The following is a 19,954-nucleotide window of genomic DNA, read 5'->3' on the forward strand; positions in this document are numbered from 1 at the left end:
CTTATGCCCTTTTTTTCTGTTTAACTATTATAAATTACAAGAATTGCCTTTGATCTTCTAATTACCTTTTTTTGAAACTTCTTCCCATCATCAATTCATTTTTATCAGTGAGTTTCGCAATTACCTATATTTATCTTAGAATAAAAAGAGATACATGGAATCACTGTAAAAACAATAATTGTAGATGAGAGTATTAAAAGAGTACCAAAAATCTTTCCATATATATCAGGTATATGTCCATATTTGAAAAACAACAGTAAAATAAGAAACAAAACAGTACATAAAAAAGATGAAATTGCAGCCTTTTTAGCCATTTCATACTGAATTATATATTTTTTCAATTCAGTATCATTGTCAGTATATATTGGTTTTGTATCTTTAAGTGCACTAAATATGTGAATTGTATTTCCTAAAGAACATACATAAGACCACCCTGCCTCATTAAAACACAAAAAATATTCTTTATCCGGGTTGTCTCTATAATCAAGGAAATATTGTAATTGCTGTGGGTTAGATCTTTTTAGAGTATATCCTAAAATACCAACCTTATATAGAATCCAGCCTTTTCTGGCATAAGATGACAGCATTTCCATGTCCTCATTTTCCACAAGGGTCAAACCTTTAATCATAACATATCTTGTGTTAAACATATTTAATAACACCTTCTCACTATATAATTTTTAGATGTTTTCCCATTTATAAACACGTTCTTTTCTTAAGTATCCTCTTTTGAATTAAAAATACAGGCTGATTGGCTTTTATTATTGAAAGATAGACCAGTACATCCTGAAAAAACACAACAGCTTATCAGCATAAGTATTAATATCAATTTTATGTATTTATTTTTCATCTTTTTCTCCCACTTTACCATGATAAAATAATATAATTATTAGATTTTTTTATTCACAAATTATAGTAAATAAAATATTTTACGAGTAATAGAGTAGCATAAGATGTTTTTTACCACAACAGATATTCCCTAATACCTTCATTATTCACCTTAAATAAGTTATTATTACTTCAAAATGTTTTTAAGTAATAATTTGCATGTTTTATGATAAGTACCTTATATTTTTACCTCCAAATCATATTATTTAATGATATATCATTAAATAAACTATATCATTAAATAATATATATGTCAATATTTTTCTATTTTTCCTGTATAATTATTTCAGCTCTGCACATACTACTTGTATAAAGATACCAATGTATTTAGGTTTCATATTAAGTAATTATCTAATACATTGATTGCTTACTGCTTACTTTGGCACTGGGAATTATTATTCCCGGTGTTTAAGCTCATATTATAATAAACCTCATTCCAGGGATTTTCATCCCTGGATTTTTTTCATCAAGTTATTTTTAGATTTATTTGAGTTTGCTTAATAGATCATTTCTCAATCTCACATATATTTTAAAAGTGTTATCTTTGTTTTCCGCCCATACTTCCCCCTCATGCAGCTTCACAATGTTCTTGACTATGGCAAGTCCTAATCCTGAATTATTTTCATGTGAATTTCTTGACTTATCCCCCATATAGAACCTTTCAAATATCTTTCCAATTTGCTTATCTGACAAACTCTGAATGGGTTTGTTTTGAAAGCTCACCACTGTGCTTTCTTTATCTGAAGTTATATCAATACATACGCTGCTGTTTTTCACACTGTATTTTACAGCATTGGACAATATATTTTGAAAAGCTCTGCTTATAAGGCAGGGATCCACTTTCAATTTTATATCCGCCATATCATATTTTTTTACAAATTTAATTCCTGATTTCTTCGCCAGAATTGACATCTCCCCTATAATCTGTTCCATAATTTCAACAATATTCACATTGTACAGCTCAGGTTCTATTTCACCGCTTTCCAGCTTTGAATACTGAAACAAATTGTCTATCAGCAGCTTGAGCTTTTTCGCCCTTTCCAGGGACTTTTTGCTGTAGATTTCTCTATCTTTTACGGATACGGAAGTGTTTTTATCGTTTAACAAATATAGGTAGCCAATCAAAGACGTAAGAGGTGTTCTCAAATCATGGGACATATTCGTTATCAATTCATTTTTAAACCTCTGAAGAGATTTTTCACGATCCATCATGTTCTTCAGATTAAAGGACATCCTATTTATTTCCTCTGCCAGAATTTCCAGTTCGTCACTGCCTCTTTTTTCAAGTTCACAATCCAAGTTTTCCTGGGAAATTTTTACTATGCCTTTGCAGATATATTTTATATACCTGGCTTTCTTATAAGACCAGAAATAAATAATTCCCAATGAGATCACGATTGGGAATGCTATTATATATACATGCTTGAATATTTCATAGTAGGTCCCTGAAGCTTTCCAGGTAACAAGTACATATTTATTTCCTGATATATTCAAATCATATAATTCATATACTGTTTTTCCAGTGTGATCTTTCACCATATATTCTCTTATGGAATCCAAATCCATATATCTGTCTTTTACTGCATTTGATTTAAGAATTACACTACCTTTCATGTCGGCAACTGCTATATTCACATTATTCAATTTTGCCAGATTATCTATATAATAATTATTTTGAAGATCAGTGGACTTAACATATCTTACAACCTGTACATAAGTATCATTTGATGCATTGACAAAATTCTGGGTGTTATTTTTATCAGAAATTATGATCTGGACAGAAACAGCTATTCCAATTACAAGTACCATAAAACTGAATATATTGATTATAATAAGTTCCCTGGATACACTTTTCAGAAAAAATTTCCTCATTTTACCTATCAATTTTATAGCCCACTCCCCAGACCACTTTTATATATTTGGGTTTTCCCGGATTTATCTCTATTTTTTCTCTTATGTTTCTTATATGAACTGCAACTGTATTTTTTGAATTGTAAAAAGGTTCATTCCATACATTTTCATATATATTTTCCGTACTGAGCACCCTTCCCCTGTTCTCTGCAAGCACCTTCAAAATAGAAAATTCAATGGGAGTAAGTTCTACTGAATTCTCCCCCACAAATACCCGATGAGATTCAGTATCTATTACAAGATCGTCTATAACAATTTTGCCTCTGTTCTGGGACCTTTCTTCATTGAATTCTGAATATCTCCTGATTTGTGATCTTACCCTGGCCACCAGCTCCAGTGGATTAAAAGGTTTGGTCACATAATCATCGGCACCTATATCAAGAGCTAATATTTTGCTGCTGGGATCATCTTTTGCAGAAAGCATTATTATAGGTATTTTTTTCTCTTTTCTAATTTCAAGGCAGGTGTGCAGACCGTCCAGCCCGGGCATCATTATATCCAATATTATCAAATCCACATCCTGCTCTTTCAATTTTTCTATTGCTGCCCCTCCGTCGCAAGCAGTAATCACCTCAAACCTGTCATTCTGAAGATAAATTTTTATTATATCCAGAATATCCTTGTCATCATCTACTACCAATACAGTGCGTCCCTTCATGCCAATATTCCCCTTCCTGCAGTTCAAATTTCAAATTCCACAATACACAATTTATAATTAAAAGTATAGAACATTTAATCATGACAATAACTTAATTATAACATTTTTTGGAGTCCAATCTTTCTCATGAATTTTACATAAGAATTTTTATCCACAAAATATGAGAAGAAGTAAATCATGATAAATGTACAGGGAAATGAATATCTGGGCTGACCTTCGGAAATAAAATACACAAGGGCAAACATGTAAAAACAAACAAGATTGTATATTAAATAATGATCCACAGGTTTTTTATCTGAAAATCCCCTGATTGTCCTTACACTATATATGAGCAGCATAATCAAAGCAGGAATAAATACCACATATCTTGCAGCATAAGCATAAAATGAAAATATAAATTTGAAAATTGGATTTATATCCACACCGTTAAAACTGTAATCTATTTCACTGAAGCCAATGTAAGTGATGAAAAGCCGCTTGAATCCAAGCTGAACGAATTTTGCCGGATGTGCTCCTATCCATTTCCAGGCTGCATTGGAAAGCATTTTGTTTTTCTCCGTGGCATTGGCATTTACATACTCAGTCTTTTTTACAATAGAATTGTCCACATCTCTTGCATCCATCCACATGCCATATCTGTTCTGGGAATTATTGTTTATATAAAGCACTATTCCTCCATTATTGGATATAAAAGTAGACTGTCCCATGAGCCTGGTATTTCTATACAACCATGGAGATATAACTACAGCACTTATTGTAAATACGATAAGTGAATGCTTTAATACCACCCCAAACTTCATTTTGAAGCACAGTTCTACTATAAAAATCAGGAAGAAAACCCCCAGGAAAAATGGTTTTACCATGGCGCCCGCAGCTGTCAGCACACCAATCAGTATGTATTTATATTTGACATCATAGAAATATAAAAATGTTATTAAAAGCAATATGGTAGTAAATAGTATTTCTCCTGCTAAAATGCTATTGTAAAATATATTGCTGGGGAAAACAACAAATAAAGCATATATAAATTTACGCCTCTTTTCACTCAAATCTGCTTTTTTTAATATTTTATAAAAAAGTATATAGTTTATAAATGTAAGTGCTAAATTGAAAATTTTCGCTGCTGCCGGACTGCTGCCAAAAATTCTATATACAAGCCCCAGCACAATAGGATATCCCACAGAAGTATAAGTGTCACCCCAGGGTCCTCCATAGGCTATCTGTCCAGCCAGTTCATCATAATAGGCAAAATCTGAAAACGGCTGTGTATTTACCAAAAGCACCCATAGTATACTCATCAAAATTCCAAACAAAGCAGTTTTTCTATAATATTTTTCCATGACAATCCTCCTCTTGATCTTTATTCTAACTTCCATTTTAAAGGAAATTTTTAAAGAATCAATTACAAAATCTATGAAGATTTGATGAAGATTGCACTATCTAAATTAAAGAACTTAAATTTTCAACTAATAATGTATGGAAAATATACAAATTTTATTGTAAAATTTATATAATGTGACCAAGTATGGAAAAGGCAGGATTGTTATGATTAAATTATTTAGAAACTTTAAAAAAAGAAAGACCGATACTAAAAATGCCAATGTCGAATTTGATAACACCCTCAGAGATTTGTACAATGATTTTTTTTCAAGAATCAATACAAAAAAATGGGAGAAATTCGTAGACAAATCAACCGTTGATTTTGGCCTTGAAGGTACCAGCGGCAAATTGCTTGATTTTCTCCTGGATAACCATAATTTGCCTTATGAAGTCTGGATTCTTCTGGATAAACACTTTAAATGGAGTACTGAAAGCGAGAAATTATCCAGAGCATTTTCTAAGACTTTCATACAATTTGTATTGTCAAATATAAACAAGAAATACAGATTGAGATATGACCTATTTAAGGAAAATATAAATGGTTCTTATGATGATTTCATAGAACTATATTACAAGGCATGTTCTGAATTGGAAAATAAAAATTTATACATGTGTGAGAAATCAATTTTAAAAGCTGAGGAAATTTTCCCGGAGCATCCAGATTTAATTATTCTGGAAGGCAGATACTATTCTCAGATAAATGATATTGAAAAGTCCCTGGAAAAATTATCCTATGTCATAAGTTTGGATAATGAAGACTTGGAGGCACATCTATACAGAGCTCACGTATATATGCGAAGAAGTGCGGGCTGTAGCTGGAGACAATTATCTTGGAGGAGAGGATTTTACAGACATCATTCTGTCACTGTTTTTAAAGCAAAACAACTTGAATATGGAAAATCTAAACTACAAAACCCTGGCAGTCATTAAAAAACAGGCAGAGAAAGCTAAAATTGGATTTTCCAGCAGCAGGGAAACTTCAATGAGCTGCAAAGTAGACGGTAAAATATTAAAATGCAGTTTAAAAATAGAAGAGTATGAAAAAGCCTGTCAGAGCTTGATATTAAAACTTAGGAGCCCTGTGGAAAGAGCATTGAATGATGCAGAGATAAAGGTAAAGGAAATTGATTCCATAGTTCTAGTGGGCGGTGCGACAAAACTTCCCCTTGTGAGAACTTTCGTAAGCAAATTATTCGGGCGCATTCCAAATACAAATATAAATCCAGATGAAGCTGTAGCCATAGGTGCAGGAATACAGGGAGCCATGAAAGAGAGAAACATGCATTTGAGGAAAGTGGTGCTTACAGATGTATGCCCTTATACACTGGGTACCGATGTTTCAGTTAGGAAACCCGGTGGGTATTATGAAGCCGGACATTTCTGCCCTATAATTGAAAGAAACACGGTAATTCCAGTAAGTAAAACTGAAAGATTATATACAATACAGGACAATCAAAAAATAATCAATGTAGAAATACTTCAGGGAGAAAGCAGACTGTCAAAAGATAATATACTGCTTGGAGAAATCAATGTGGATATTCCTCCGGCGCCGGCGGGACAGGAGGCCGTTGATATAAGATATACCTATGATATAAACGGAATTTTGGAAGTTGAAGTTGCAGTAGTATCTACCGGGCTCAAAAAAAGAGCTGTAATTGAAAAAAATCCAGGTTACATGTCTAAAGAGGAAATTGAAAAAAGGCTTGAAGAATTGAGCAGCCTTAAAATTCACCCGAGAGACAAGGAAGAAAACAAACTTCTCATGGCAAAGGGCGAGAGGCTGTATGAAGAATCAGTAGGCGAAATCAGAGAAATACTGGATTATAATTTACAGCTTTTTGAGGATATTTTACAAAAACAGGATGAGCAGGAGATAAGAAAAGCTGCAGAAAAATTAAAAGAATTATTTGCACAAATTGAAGAGATGAGGTCATTATGAATTTTTGGGATATATTAGGAATAAAACCTACTGGTGATAAAAATGTAATAAAAGAAGCTTATATGGATAAATTGAACCTCCACCATCCTGAAGAGGATCCGGAGGGGTTCCAAACTCTTAGAAAAGCTTATGAAACTGCCTTGAAATCGGATCTTGATCAGGGAAATAATAATTTGGAAGATTTCAGCATTGAAGCATCTCCAGTAAAACAATGGATATCAGGTATAAATAAGTTATATGGTAATTTTTTTGAAAGAATAGATGCGGACAGCTGGTATGATGTGCTAAATGAAGATATATGCTGTCAAATTGATACATCGAAAGAAGCGAGTTATGAACTTTTAAATTTCCTCATGGATAATTACTATCTGCCCCATAAAATATGGACAATTTTAGATGAGTATTTTTCCTGGAGTGAAAAAAAGGAAGAATTATATGAAAAATTCCCCCGCAATTTTATTGATTTTATATCAAGCAATATAGATATGGATTTTGGATTTCGGTATGAACTTTTTAAAAAGGATATGCCCATTGATTATGACGGTTATATAAAAAATTACTATGAGGCCAATGATGAACTGAAATTCAATCATATATACCAGACCAGAAAAATATTGGACAACAGCCTTGGAATTTATCCCTATCATCCAGACATGAGAATTTTGAATGGAAGATATTATCTGGCCACAAATAACGTAGATAAAGCTGTAAAAATATTTACTGATGTTATTCTTGAAAATAAAAATGATTTTGAAGCACATTTAAACAGAGGAAACGCATTTTTGAGATTGGGCAGAGTAAATGAAGCCAGTGAAGATTACAACAAGGCACTGTCTTTGAATCCCCATAGCATGAGTTCACTGTATGGAGCTGCAGATTGCTGCTTTTCTCTCAGGGATTTTGAAAAATCCAAAAAATTACTTGGCACTTTAATGGACAGGTACCCCTATGACAGGGAAATACGTGCAAAGTTTATCTCTGCAAACTACTATTTGATTGACAAATACAAAAAAAATCCGGATTTTAAACATGAACTTGCCAGATGTTATTTCAATGTAAATGACTTTGAAAAATGCTATTCACTGATGAAGGATATTGAAAAAGATACAAACATGGATTTTACAATATGTCTTCTGATGGGTAATACACTGAAAGCCTTGAATATGGAAAAAGAGGCCGAGCTCTATATGAACAAGTCCATAGAATTGAATCCGGACAACTGGAAGGCATACTATTTTAAGGGTCTGTTGTTCCAGGATATGGGAAGATACAGGGAAGCTCTGGAATCCTACAGCAAAGCAGAAAGCATAAATGACAAATATGCAATTTTGTACAACGACAAAAGCGATATACTGTGCAAGCTTGGAGAGTTTGAAGAGGCTGTTCATGCCTGCGACAGGGCCATAAATTTAAATCCAGGTTTGGCTCATGCACATGCTCACAAGGCTTTTGCATTATTTCAGCTTGGACTTTATGATGCTGCTTTGAGTACCTGTAATAATGCCTTAAAAACATTCCCATATTTTTTGAATTTGTACCTAAATAAAATCAAAATTCTTTCCAAATTGAAAAAATACAAGGATATAGTTTACCTGTGCAGCAAAGCCTTGAAAATGAATATTGAAGACAGCAGCATATACTATGAAAAAGCATTAGCCCTGGGTTTCCTGGATCGCCCTAAAGAGTCTGTTGAATCTTTTCACAAGGCTATAAAATTAAATCCGGGCAATATGTATTATTATTATTATCTGGCAAATGTATATACCAGCATGCATGAATATAAAAAAGCTGTGGATATATATACGGCTGCCATAGAAAATACCATGGAAACAGAATACAAATACACGGAAATTTATAATGAAAGAGGACTCCTGTACTGTGAACTGGGTAAATACGACAGTTCAAAACAGGATTTTGAAAAAGTACTGAAACTGAATCCCAATCACAGGACTGTCTACAGTAATTTGGGAAATATATACGGCCATTTGAGGCAGTTCAAAAAGTCCATAGAATATTATACAAGATCCCTAGAATTGAATCCGGAAGATGCAACTGCCTACAACGGCAGAGGATTTTCCTACAGAAATATAAAAAAGTATGATGAAGCTGTATCCGACTATAAGCAGGCTCTGAAAATTGATCCGAATTTTTTACTTGCCTATAACAACCTGGGAATTCTATATTTTTATGATCTAAGTGATTATGACAAATCCCTTAAATATTTCAATATGGCACTGGAAATATCACCGGACTACCATGAGGCATATAACAATATAGGATTGTTGTATGCTAAGTTGAAAGAATACGGCAAATCCTTAGAATACTTGTCAAAGGCACTGGAGCTGTGTCAAGATAGTGAATTATACAATTTAAATATTGGAATCGTATATGAACGCATTAAAGATTATGCCAAGGCAATAGAATACTATGAGCGGATTATAAAGATCAACCCCAACAATGAGCGGGTTAAAAAATCTTTAAAGAAATTGAGGAGAAAATAATAATAGAAGATACAGAACATATTTTTAAGATTTTATCAAATAGAATAGAGAGAGAAGAAAAAGAGCTGTATCCCCTGTTATATGATACAAAAATATCGTAGTAACACAGATTTCTACCTTCGTCCTATTATAAATAGGGCAAAGGATTTTTTAATTTCTTCATCTGAGCGCCATCTCTAAAATCACTCATGTTTTTTCATTTTATTCACTCTATCTGAAATTTGTGTGAATCTGTCATCTTCCCTTACAGGATCAAATATATCATCCTCAAGCAGCTTGCTCATATTTTCATACATATCCAGTGTAAATCCTGACTTGTTTCCCGAAAGCTCATCAAAACACCATACAGAAGAAATTTTCTCTTTTTCGTTCAGGTTGTTTACCTCAATATACTCTATCCATTTTTCAAGCATGCCGAAAGCCTTTTCATTTTGTCCCATTTTTAAATACACATTTGCAAAATTCATATATTCTATATGAAGTCCAAGTACAGCCTCGGCTTCAGGTGAAAACGCCCTTTTAATGTCAACTGCCGTATTGAGGTATTTTTCCACTAATTTAAGATTATTCTTGTCTTCACAATAGGATTTTGCAAGACACATTAAAATAAGACTCACATAAAATATATCCTTCCAGAGCTGTCCCTGAAGGATTTTGCGCCCTCTATTTAAAGTATCTTTCTTCTTCAAATATATATTTGCCAGCATGAAGTCAACCTGGTATTCACTTTTATTTATTTTGTTGAGCACCTCCACTGCCCTTTCATCTTCACCTCTTGATGAATATATGCTGCTCAGCACATAAAGTGCCTGTTCAGTTATATTTTTATCACTGCAGTTTTTCCCTATATCTTCAAACAGTCCTTTTGCATAATCTTCCATTTTATCTGCCTCTGCCCTGTTTTTACATCTCCAGGAATACATATTGTATAAAAATCCTATCCTGAATTTCAGAAAATAACTTGAACTATACTTCTCTATATATTTTTTTCCGAGTTCAATGCCTTTTTCCATATCCTCTCCAGCCATAAGTTCTTCACACTTTTTAAATATATTCATCACTTCTTCCTCAGACAACTGTATCCTGTAATTTAAAAGCTTATCTATGGAAACACCAAAAAAAGAAGCAAGTACCGGAAGAAGTTCAATATCAGGATAAGAATTTCCCATCTCCCATTTTGAAACAGCTGCTGTAGAAACACCTATATATTTTCCAAGCTGCTCCTGGGTAATCTGTCTTTCTTTTCTAAGCCTTGATATTATTTCACCTATCTGCAATTTCCCCATAATCCACTCACTCCAGTATTTTTATATTATAGAGCTCTATAAATACATTATAGCTTAATCCTTTAAATTCACCTATGGATTTCTAGTTTAACATATTATAAAAATTCAACCAGCAGTTGAATCTCTGTAATTGACTATGAATAAATCAACCTTGGTCTTTTATATTATAATAACGTAAATAATAAGCCAATGCTTAGTTTTATCAAGCATTGGCTTTAGCTTTATACAGGGGAGAAAACCCTATATTATTACACCTTGTGATTTTTTATCATCAATCTCTTTGCTGGACCAGAAAGCTGCAAGAGCAGAACCGGATATATTGTGCCATACACTAAATATTGCCGCTGGTATTGCAGCTGCCGGTGAAAAAAAGCTCATGGCCAATGTCACCCCTAGCCCTGAATTCTGCATACCCACTTCAAGTGATATGGCTCTTTTTTTAGTTTCATTCATACCAAGCACTTTTCCTGCTAAATATCCAAACAGGAAGCCAAATAAATTGTGGAGAATTACAGCACCAATTGCAATTGCAGCAGTTGTCAATAATTTTTTTGAATTAGCACTCACTACTCCTCCAACCAGCAAAGCTATACATATAGTTGATACACCAGGAAGCACTTTTACAGCTTTTTGTGTTTTTTCTCCAAATATACAATTTGCTATAACACCTAAAAGTATAGGTACTATGACTATCTTAACAATTTCCATAAACAATCCCATTATGGGTATGGAAATCCATTTACCTGCCAAAAGTAATATTAAAATAGGCATTAAAAATGGAGCAAGTATTGTAGAAACTGCACCTATACAAACAGAAAGTGCAAGATCTCCCCTGCCTATATAGCACATTACATTTGATGCGGTACCGCTTGGACAGCATCCTACAAGAATAACCCCTACTGCCAGCTCTTTTGGCAGTTTTAAAATCAAACACAGTATATATGCTACACAGGGCATTATACAATAATGGGCTGCTACACCTATAAATACATCTTTAGGTCTAGTAAAAACTTCTTTGAAATCTTCCTTTTTTAAAGTAATACCCATTCCAAACATTATAACTCCTAAAAACACTGAGATATCCGGTACAATCCATAAAAAGGTCCTTGGCTGCAGAAGTCCTATGGCCGCAACAGCTATGATTAACACTGAAAAATATCTGTTTAGCACTTTCCCCAGTTTTTCCATAAAGTCCATGATAAATCTCCCCCAAACTTTTAGTTTGATTCATAATCGGATATTTTTTCTATCTTGTTATCCTCATTTACAAAAACTACTATGGGCTTATAATTTTTTGCCTCTTCCTCCTCCATATGACAATAGCTCATCACTATTATTTTATCTCCTGGCTGTACACACCTTGCAGCCGCACCATTTAAACACATTACCCCGCTATTGCGTTCTCCAGATATAACATAAGTTTCAAATCTGCTTCCATTATTTATATCTACAATTTGAACTTTCTCATTTTCCAAAATATTAGCTGCCTGTATTAAAGATTTATCTATAGTTATACTTCCTACATAATTTAACTCAGCTTGTGTTACTACTGCTCTGTGAATCTTACTTTTTAACATGTTTAATATCATTTTATTTTTCTCCTGTTCTAAATGTAAAATTATCTATCAGCCTGGTTTTTCCTATGAATACTGCTATAGCTATCAATAAAGATTCATCTGCTTTTTTAACCGGTCTCAATGATTCACTATCTGCAATTTCAATATAATCTATCCTGGCTAAAGGCTGCTTGTTTATTTCCTGTTCAATTACACGTTTAACCAACAATGCATCTTTTTCACCATCTTCCAATAGTTTTTTGGCTTTTTTTAAACTTTTGTTCAACACTAAGGACGCCTGCCTTTCTTCCTTTGAAAGATAAGTGTTTCTTGAACTTTTTGCCAACCCATCCTCTTCTCTTATTATTGGACAGCCTACAACCTGTACATCAAAATTTAAGTCCCTCACCATTCTTTTAACTACAGCTAATTGTTGTGCGTCTTTTTCTCCGAAGTAGGCTCTGTCTGGTGTTACTATATTGAATAGTTTGGAAACTACAGTACACACTCCCCTGAAATGACCTGGACGTTTGGCTCCGCATAATCCTTCCGTTAACCCCTCTACTTCTACGTTGGTAGATCTATTTTCAAAATACATCTCTGAGGGCTCCGGATTAAATATCATGCTTGCTCCTGAACTTTCACAGAGTTTTTTGTCATGTTCTATATCCCTTGGATAAGTTTTAAAATCCTCGTTAGGTCCAAATTGTATAGGATTGACAAAAACACTGACTATCACTCTATCATTTTCTTTCACGGCTGTGTCTATGAGACTTTTATGTCCTTCATGAAGGCATCCCATTGTAGGAACAAGCCCTATAGATAATCCTTCTCTTTTCCATTCCCTGACTTGTTGTCTGACTTCTTTTATTGTTTTTACTGTTTTCATTATTTTCCTCCAAAAAGCATAATTTTAATACAACTTCACTTATTTAAAGAAGCTTTCAATAAAAAATACATATCATTTAATTTTTTAAATTTTTTATAGGTGAAATATTTATTAGAAAATTAAAACATGGAATGAATTGATATCTGAAAACACCAAAATTGTTTATATTTAGAAAAGATTTTTGAAGATAAAAGCTATTGACGTGACATATAACCTTATCTTTCGAATTAAATCTTTGTATATTCTGCCAAATACTTGAGATTATGTCATCAAGAATTTTAATAAATGTTGTATCACTATTTTTTAATATTAGTTCCTCTAATTTCACATTAGTATCTTCAGCTTCTAATGCATACTTGTAGTTTCTGCTATCATAGCCCTTAATACCCACGTTACCCGGGACAAAATATTCACTTAAAAAGCCTGATTTTTCTACTCCAACAAATCTATTATCAACCAATCACTCCTTTCTTCCTGTAAATTTAAGAAGTGATACAAAACTCCTAAGTTTAATTCAAAACCAGGGAGACCTTTATTGACTGTCTTATTCAAATGATATAAGCAGATATATGTATATAAATAATATTGGTACAGCTTTTAATAAATACCGCCCACTTTTACATTCTATTACATGATCAGTCTTCGGTCAACATATGTTTTCTCTATTTACAGTTTCCATTTAATAGATAACTCTAAAATTCCACAGTGCCCTTGTCTCCGTCCACTACTACACTATCTCCATCTTTAAGTACACTTGTAGCACTGCCGCAGCCAAGCACCGCAGGAATATTGTACTCCCTGGCTACAATGGCACTATGGGAAAGAGGCCCTCCAGTATCGGAAATTACTGCCTTTGCAATGGAAAACAGTGGAGTCCAGGAAGGATCTGTATACCTGCAAACCAGTATATCCCCACTTTTAAGTTTTGAAAATTCACCTATATCTTTTACAATGCAAACCTGCCCTGACGCCTTTCCCCTGTTACCGCAGACTCCTTTTAATACATTTTCTCCATTATTTTGGCTGCCCAACTGGAGACTTTCCCACAGTATTTTATTTTTTCCACGGCTTTTCTTTCTCATTTTAATTTTATTTACAAAAAATTTTCTGTGCTGCTCTTCGTCAAGTCTGTATACTTCATCTAAAGTCAAATACAATATATCCTTCCTATATTTGAATACTTCAGGACATTTAATTGCAATTTCCCCAAGAATTTTTCTTGAAAGGCCATAACATTCTTCAAGCATATACAAACTTTCTTCCCTGTTTACATGATAAGATCTGATCTGCGCTACTTTTGCAAGCAGTTTATCAGCTGTCCTCTTTGAAAAAACATCACATATTCTGCTGCATATGTGATCATATTTATTTTTATCATATTTTCCAGTCTTATTCTTCATGGCCACCTTCAGCAGAGTAATGAGACTGCCTTTGTCCTCATTCCAGGAAACCGTGCTGAACGCCTGGTAGCTGTTTATGGATTTCCAGCCGAATTCCTGCAGTATGTTCCTGTAAAAGTCCCCAAATTTTCCATAGGAGCGTGCTATATTCTCCAGCTTCATTTCAAGCTCACTTTTATCTTTAAACTTCAGCTGTATAATTTTATTTTTTAAATTATTATTCTCATTTACTATTTGAGCAAGCTTTTCTACCGCCTTATTCATGTTCCAGGTCCTATAACTCAAATTGTTTAAAAGGTCATATTCCGTCATTCCCTTTTTTATTTTCTGAAGTTTTGAGTTGATGAACTTGCTTATTAAAAAACCCGGGAATATATTATATCTGAAACGCACATAGACAATTTCATCTGAAATTTTCATTATTTCCCTTAGACAATCCAGCAGCTCTCCAAGGGAAGGTTCCTGAAGATTGTTTTGAATCTTATCTTTATCTATTTTTGAAAGCCTGTAATTCACGCTGCCGAAGATATCTTTGGTATGCTTCATATTATTTGAATAGTCCAGAAAATGTTTTATCTTAAAGGGAAGCTTAAGTATCTTAGGAGAAATATGTATACTTGATTTTTCTATGAATACCGTACCCTCATCTCTCATACCAAGCTGGCTTTTCATGAGGATGCCAAACCGGGAAAGCAGCTCCAATTTAACTTTTGTTATATTGTTAAAAGGTTCAAACTCCAATGGATAAATTGGAGTAGGGCAGTGTTCAATAAGATTGTTTATAATTTCAGACTGAGTTTTAGACAGCTTTGCAGTTTTCATCTGTTCTTCTGTATTCCTGCCGAGTGTAGTGATTTCCCTGGACTGAAGAATATAAATTTTATTATTTTTAACCGCCCATTCTATATCCTGGGGATGACCGTAATGCCCTTCGATACTTCCTGCCGTTTTCACAAGATCTTCAATCTCCCTGCGGCTCAAGGAAAATCTATTCCTATTTTTTTCTTCATTTTCCACCTGAATTGTACCTCCGTTTTTTCGGTACAGAATGCTTATCTTCTTGCTTCCTAAAATCTTGTCTGTGATTTTGCCTTCTTTTCTGTCCCAGATAAAAATATCAGGCGTGACCTTTCCGGATACAACAGCTTCCCCCAGTCCATAGGATGCATTTATCATCATTTCATGAGTATTTTCATTAGTTGGATTTACAGTAAAGAGTACCCCGGATATATCTCCCTCTATCATCTCCTGCACTACAACGGCCAGAGATATCTTTCCCCTGTCATATCCTGTTCTTTTCCTGTACTCTATTGCCCTTTCAGACCAAAGAGATGAAAAACATTTTTTCACAGCATCAAGTATGTTTTCCCTGCCCCTGACATTCAGATAAGTTTCCTGCTGCCCTGCAAAGCTTGCTTCGGGCAGGTCCTCAGCTGTAGCTGAGGATCGAACTGCTGCGGGAACCTTTTCTCCAAGTTTTTCATATTCCTTCACAATATCTTCTTTCATTTTTTCCGGAAATCTCCCCCTGGACAGCAAATCCATCAATTCCTGTGATAATTCTCTGCTTCTGCTCCCATCCAGATAAATTTTTTTCAGATATCTTTCTATAACACCCTGAAAATTATTTCCCCTTATAAACTGATCATAGCCTTCACTGGTTATACAAAAACCTGACGGTACCGGAAAACCTGCCTGAATCATCTCACCCAAATTGGCGGCCTTTCCGCCTGCCAGCATGACATCATCTTTTCCGACTCTGTTTAAGTTTACTACATACACAACAATCACTCACTCCTTTTCGAAAAATTTCTATTACCTAAATTTAGGGGGGCAAGAGAAATGGTTCCAATGACAAACAGTGCAATAAACAAGGTATTCATCTGCCTGAACAAAAACACCTGGACAATGGATACTCCGAGAGTTCCTCCAAAATTCCTCATTAAATGTGCCAGGCCATTTGAAGCTGCAGGGTTTTCATGGATTTCACCTTGAATATCCGCCATAATGGTAGAAGATAAAATTCCCACTCCCAATCCGATAAAAAAAATAGCTGCTGTAAAACATATAATTGAATGCCCGGTGAAAGATGCTATGCCAGATGAACTTCCAATTAATATGCTGATCCATCCGATGGCAATTATCTTGATATATCCAATGTTCATATATGCAGCTCCAAAACTTGCTGCTCCCAGGGCCGCCAGATATACAAGAAGAAAATTTCCCGTACTGCCCGTACTTATTTTAAGTGCATTTACCATATATGGAGGAAAATATACAAGACAGATATTCATCGCTCCTCCCAAAAACATAATCTGTACTAAAAGTACCTTCAATGTCCCGCTTTTCTTAACCTCACGGGGGATAATACCGTTTTCTTTTCTGCCGTCATAGTAAAAGCATATAATCAGCAGGAGCAGTGCTGCAATTAAAATTTCAATATTTATATGGGACAGCGAATTGCTTAGTTTTTCCAGTGCATACATTACAAAAAGCAGTGAACTTGTAAACAGTGCAGCTTCCTTAATACCAAGAGCATCATGACTTTTCATTTTTACATTGCCCTTAAATGCAGACCATACAATAGCAAAGCCAATGATTTCAACCGGAATCAGCAGAAACATTCCATACCTCCAGCTAAAATAAGAAGAAAATACACTTCCCAAAACACTTCCAAGACCATTGTTTACGATCTGAAAGATAGTCATAAAAGCAAATACCCTGGCCATATCTTCCTTTTTGAATATCATTGAAAGTATTCCGTAGGTGGCAGGAATCACCATTCCGGAACCTATACCCATAATAATTCTCGAAAAAACCAGAGTCTGCATGCTGCTGCATATTCCACATCCCAGAGTTCCCATGAAAAAAATAGCTCCTCCTATTATATAATTTTTTCTGCAGCCAAATTTATCACAGATCTTTCCAAACACAGGGATAGTCACTGTAGAAGACAGTATGTATCCAGTATATACCCAGGAATAATAGGCCCTGGTGCCAAATTCCCTGCTTATTACGGGAAGTGAAGTAGTTAAAATGGTCTGCATTATCATGGAATTGCTCATGCCAATCAAAATGCCAATGAATATGATTATTGTTCTCACTGATTTCATATCATTAACCTGCTTTCAAGTTATTTATAACCTGCTTTAACTATAATACCTATCTATGAAAAAGTCAATATTTTTTCATAGATAGGCTATACAGTACTTTATCTTCTTTTCAAAAACTTATCTCAAGCTAAGAATCAGCTGTCCGTGCTATTTTCTCAATTAAATTGTCACAGACTTCCCCATATAATTTTTTAAACACACTTTCATCCATTACATACCATTTCATGGCTATAATTCCAAACAGGGCCAGTACTCCATATATCTCCTCATTGGACCCGTTTAAATAAATGCCCCTCTCTTCCCATATTTCTCTTAGCTTCTGTATGAAAGCCAGGTTTTCTCTTTTATTTGTATCTTCCGTATCAAGAAGTACTTCATCTACAAGGTTATATGATTCCCTGGCTTCATACAATTTGTTTCCCCTGGCTTTTTCCTGAAACTTGTCTGCAATCTCTATAAAAAAATCTCTTGGTCCTATATGACATTCTTTCACCCAGTCAATTATCTTTGCACGGATTCTATTCTTCTCGTCATTTAAAATCTCCTTGTAAAGGGATTCCTTGTTTTGAAAAAAAGTATAAAACCCTCCCAGGGAAATCCCTGCTTCTTTAGTCAGCTTCTGAATCCGGAAATTCTTAAAGCCCTCCTCTTCAAACATTTCCTTTCCCAGTTGTTTGATTCTTATTCTAAGTTTTTCTCTTTCCTCTTCCGTATATGCCCTGCCCATTTCAACACTCTCCAAATTACAAAACAATTTACAAATTAATTATAGTATATCATAAAAACATTACGGATAAACTAATATGAAAAAAACACATATGAAAACAATCATAATGTATAATCAGGAACTAAAAATATTTAATTTATTTTTTGCCGTAGATCAGTGCTATACTGCCCAGCATGAAGGGCAATTTAAGTATCCTGGGTATGTTTATTTCATCTTCTGATTTTATAACTGCAATTTCAGATACATTCTCCTTTTTCAATTCCTCAACAAATTCATCTATATCCCCATAAAGGTTTTTATCCAGGAAAAGATCGTGAAAGGCAAAAGCACCTCCCTTTTTAACTACTCTGAGAGCCTCCTTCACCACCAATCTTTTATCTTTCTGGCTCTTTACCTCGTGAAATACAAAATTGCTTACGGCAGCATCAAAATATTCATCTTCAAATGGAAGAGCTGCTGCATCACCTCTCATAAAATCAATTCTGTCATCAACTCTTTCAAGGCTGGCATTTCGTCTGCACTGTGCCTCTCCATAATCCCATTCTATTCCCCAGTAATCAATTCCCACAAATTTTGCCCTTTGATACTTTTTTGCCGCCTTTATAGTCATTGCCCCGCTTCCACAGCCGATATCCAGAAGTTTTCCGCTCCCGTCCCATTGTAGATGTCCAAGTACATAATCCAGTATTTTTGAAGAAACAGCCCCTCCATTATAAGAAAACAAGTACCGGGAGATCAGCATATAAATCAAAAATGCCACAACAATGAGTGTAATTGCCAAAGCAAGTATTTGCAGGATCCATAAAATATACACAGGTAAATTCATCAAAAAGGAAAATTTTCCAAAACCAACTATGCTGATACATATCATTATAATAGACAAGATACCTAGTACATATATTATTTTTAGAGGAACCCAGTTCCCATAATCAGGTTGTTTGACATTCATTTTACCGCCCCTTTCAATATTTCAATTAAAGTAAGTCATGCAGCTTTCTGAGAAATAAAAGATCCTATAACAGATGATAATGAATATCATTTATTATAGGATAACATATTTTATAAAAAATATAAATATAACATTTACTCTTACTTCAAGAAAAGTCAATTTTCTAAATTGTTCTATAAAGCAATCAATCAGATAATAATTTAAAACAGTTCCTTATTCTAAAATATGAAGACAATAGTCCAAATAACAGGATAATATACAATAAAAGATTTACCCCATTTTCAGAGTTGCCATATGTGAACACATTAAAAATACAGGCTGCACCTGGTACAATAAAGAACATAACCGCCACAATTCTTCCCAGCCTGTCAAAAATAAATGGATGTATTGATAATCTGTCATGCCTTTTTATAAAATTTGAAGTACATAAAAATTCTACAAATTTGAGACATATAAATATCAGAAACCATAAAGGCAATATCCTCAAAGCCACTAAAGTTATATAAGATGAAACCAGAAAAAACAAATCAGCAAGAATATCAAATCTGGCACCTTCTGCTGAAGTACAGTTGAACTTTCTCGCAATGTAACCATCGATAAAATCGGATATGCATATGCACAAAAACATAACTATCAAGCTCAAAGTTTTCTGATGCCCATATTTAAACTGTTCCAAAATATTTGATACAAATAAAATGGACATAATTATTCTTCCACCTGTAATGCCATTGGGTATAAGTTTGATTATTTTCTGCAC

17 protein-coding genes are annotated in these 19,954 nt (G+C 34.2%); 3 read left to right on the forward strand and 14 right to left on the reverse strand.

Annotated elements, in window-relative coordinates; translation table 11 throughout:
• Positions 1-104: 104 nt before the first annotated feature.
• From CLLU_RS12245 to CLLU_RS12260, 4 genes are all read right to left on the reverse strand, one after another.
• Positions 105-650: a DUF2812 domain-containing protein gene (locus CLLU_RS12245; RefSeq protein ID WP_106010075.1), complete on the reverse strand. Its 546-nt coding sequence runs from the start codon at positions 648-650 to the stop codon at positions 105-107.
• Between the two features lie 721 nt (positions 651-1,371).
• Positions 1,372-2,772: a HAMP domain-containing sensor histidine kinase gene (locus CLLU_RS12250; RefSeq protein ID WP_106010076.1), complete on the reverse strand. Its 1,401-nt coding sequence runs from the start codon at positions 2,770-2,772 to the stop codon at positions 1,372-1,374.
• Complete coding sequence (locus CLLU_RS12255; RefSeq protein WP_106010077.1) at positions 2,762-3,457, reverse strand: response regulator transcription factor; 696 nt, start codon at positions 3,455-3,457, stop codon at positions 2,762-2,764. The genes CLLU_RS12250 and CLLU_RS12255 overlap by 11 nt, the downstream gene beginning before the upstream one ends.
• A 95-nt stretch (positions 3,458-3,552) precedes the next feature.
• Entirely contained in the window at positions 3,553-4,797 is a 1,245-nt protein-coding gene (locus CLLU_RS12260; protein WP_106010078.1) for a hypothetical protein, read from the reverse strand.
• A gap of 205 nt (positions 4,798-5,002) precedes the next feature.
• Here CLLU_RS12260 and CLLU_RS19460 point away from each other — a divergent pair, with 205 nt between their 5' ends.
• The 3 genes from CLLU_RS19460 to CLLU_RS12270 are packed head-to-tail and all read left to right on the forward strand — an operon-like array spanning position 5,003 to position 9,277.
• Positions 5,003-5,767 carry a tetratricopeptide repeat protein gene (locus CLLU_RS19460; protein WP_338078785.1) on the forward strand — a complete coding sequence of 255 codons (765 nt, stop codon included), beginning with the start codon at positions 5,003-5,005 and terminating at the stop codon, positions 5,765-5,767.
• The gene (locus CLLU_RS12265; protein WP_338078786.1) at positions 5,697-6,776 is read left to right on the forward strand and encodes an Hsp70 family protein; all 1,080 of its coding nucleotides are present in this window, start codon (positions 5,697-5,699) and stop codon (positions 6,774-6,776) included. The genes CLLU_RS19460 and CLLU_RS12265 overlap by 71 nt, the downstream gene beginning before the upstream one ends.
• Positions 6,773-9,277, forward strand: coding sequence for a J domain-containing protein (locus CLLU_RS12270; RefSeq protein ID WP_106010080.1), 2,505 nt, complete (start codon positions 6,773-6,775; stop codon positions 9,275-9,277). Before CLLU_RS12265 ends, CLLU_RS12270 begins: the two co-directional genes overlap by 4 nt.
• 182 nt (positions 9,278-9,459) lie before the next feature.
• On the opposite strand, the gene CLLU_RS12275 is transcribed toward CLLU_RS12270, so the two are convergent.
• The 10 genes from CLLU_RS12275 to CLLU_RS12320 form a co-directional block, all read right to left on the reverse strand.
• Complete coding sequence (locus tag CLLU_RS12275; RefSeq protein ID WP_106010081.1) at positions 9,460-10,563, reverse strand: helix-turn-helix domain-containing protein; 1,104 nt, start codon at positions 10,561-10,563, stop codon at positions 9,460-9,462.
• A 240-nt stretch (positions 10,564-10,803) separates the two neighbouring features.
• The gene (locus CLLU_RS12280; protein WP_106010082.1) at positions 10,804-11,760 is read right to left on the reverse strand and encodes a bile acid:sodium symporter family protein; all 957 of its coding nucleotides are present in this window, start codon (positions 11,758-11,760) and stop codon (positions 10,804-10,806) included.
• 20 nt (positions 11,761-11,780) lie between these two features.
• Positions 11,781-12,152: an aspartate 1-decarboxylase gene (panD, locus tag CLLU_RS12285; protein ID WP_106010083.1), complete on the reverse strand. Its 372-nt coding sequence runs from the start codon at positions 12,150-12,152 to the stop codon at positions 11,781-11,783.
• A 1-nt stretch (position 12,153) separates the two neighbouring features.
• A complete protein-coding gene (gene panC / locus CLLU_RS12290) occupies positions 12,154-13,008 on the reverse strand; it encodes a pantoate--beta-alanine ligase (protein ID WP_106010084.1) in 855 nt (284 codons plus the stop codon).
• A gap of 76 nt (positions 13,009-13,084) precedes the next feature.
• Positions 13,085-13,468 carry a hypothetical protein gene (locus CLLU_RS12295; RefSeq protein ID WP_106010085.1) on the reverse strand — a complete coding sequence of 128 codons (384 nt, stop codon included), beginning with the start codon at positions 13,466-13,468 and terminating at the stop codon, positions 13,085-13,087.
• Positions 13,469-13,700: 232 nt separating this feature from the next.
• Positions 13,701-16,190, reverse strand: a complete 2,490-nt coding sequence (locus CLLU_RS12300; protein WP_106010086.1) for a PEP/pyruvate-binding domain-containing protein — start codon at positions 16,188-16,190, stop codon at positions 13,701-13,703.
• Positions 16,191-16,195: 5 nt separating this feature from the next.
• Entirely contained in the window at positions 16,196-17,521 is a 1,326-nt protein-coding gene (locus CLLU_RS12305) for an MFS transporter (protein WP_106010087.1), read from the reverse strand.
• A gap of 127 nt (positions 17,522-17,648) precedes the next feature.
• Positions 17,649-18,248: a TetR/AcrR family transcriptional regulator gene (locus CLLU_RS19160; RefSeq protein ID WP_242977594.1), complete on the reverse strand. Its 600-nt coding sequence runs from the start codon at positions 18,246-18,248 to the stop codon at positions 17,649-17,651.
• A 136-nt stretch (positions 18,249-18,384) separates the two neighbouring features.
• Positions 18,385-19,197, reverse strand: a complete 813-nt coding sequence (locus tag CLLU_RS12315) for a class I SAM-dependent methyltransferase (protein WP_106010088.1) — start codon at positions 19,195-19,197, stop codon at positions 18,385-18,387.
• A 184-nt stretch (positions 19,198-19,381) separates the two neighbouring features.
• Positions 19,382-19,954, reverse strand: coding sequence for a CDP-alcohol phosphatidyltransferase family protein (locus CLLU_RS12320; protein ID WP_106010089.1), 573 nt, complete (start codon positions 19,952-19,954; stop codon positions 19,382-19,384).

Origin of the sequence: Clostridium luticellarii (assembly GCF_002995845.1) — a bacterium.
In the GTDB taxonomy this organism is placed as follows: Bacteria; Bacillota; Clostridia; order Clostridiales; family Clostridiaceae; genus Clostridium_B; species Clostridium_B luticellarii.

Bases quoted from the DNA above. Each gene is read 5' to 3' on its own strand.
- CLLU_RS12245 (WP_106010075.1), bottom strand. From the start codon at position 650: ATGTTTAACACAAGATATGTTATGATTAAAGGTTTGACCCTTGTGGAA.
- CLLU_RS12255 (WP_106010077.1), bottom strand. From the start codon at position 3,457: ATGAAGGGACGCACTGTATTGGTAGTAGATGATGACAAGGATATTCTG.
- CLLU_RS12260 (WP_106010078.1), bottom strand. From the start codon at position 4,797: ATGGAAAAATATTATAGAAAAACTGCTTTGTTTGGAATTTTGATGAGT.
- CLLU_RS19460 (WP_338078785.1), top strand. From the start codon at position 5,003: ATGATTAAATTATTTAGAAACTTTAAAAAAAGAAAGACCGATACTAAA.
- CLLU_RS12270 (WP_106010080.1), top strand. From the start codon at position 6,773: ATGAATTTTTGGGATATATTAGGAATAAAACCTACTGGTGATAAAAAT.
- CLLU_RS12275 (WP_106010081.1), bottom strand. From the start codon at position 10,563: ATGGGGAAATTGCAGATAGGTGAAATAATATCAAGGCTTAGAAAAGAA.
- CLLU_RS12280 (WP_106010082.1), bottom strand. From the start codon at position 11,760: ATGGACTTTATGGAAAAACTGGGGAAAGTGCTAAACAGATATTTTTCA.
- panD (WP_106010083.1), bottom strand. From the start codon at position 12,152: ATGATATTAAACATGTTAAAAAGTAAGATTCACAGAGCAGTAGTAACA.
- panC (WP_106010084.1), bottom strand. From the start codon at position 13,008: ATGAAAACAGTAAAAACAATAAAAGAAGTCAGACAACAAGTCAGGGAA.
- CLLU_RS12305 (WP_106010087.1), bottom strand. From the start codon at position 17,521: ATGAAATCAGTGAGAACAATAATCATATTCATTGGCATTTTGATTGGC.
- CLLU_RS19160 (WP_242977594.1), bottom strand. From the start codon at position 18,248: ATGGGCAGGGCATATACGGAAGAGGAAAGAGAAAAACTTAGAATAAGA.
- CLLU_RS12315 (WP_106010088.1), bottom strand. From the start codon at position 19,197: ATGAATGTCAAACAACCTGATTATGGGAACTGGGTTCCTCTAAAAATA.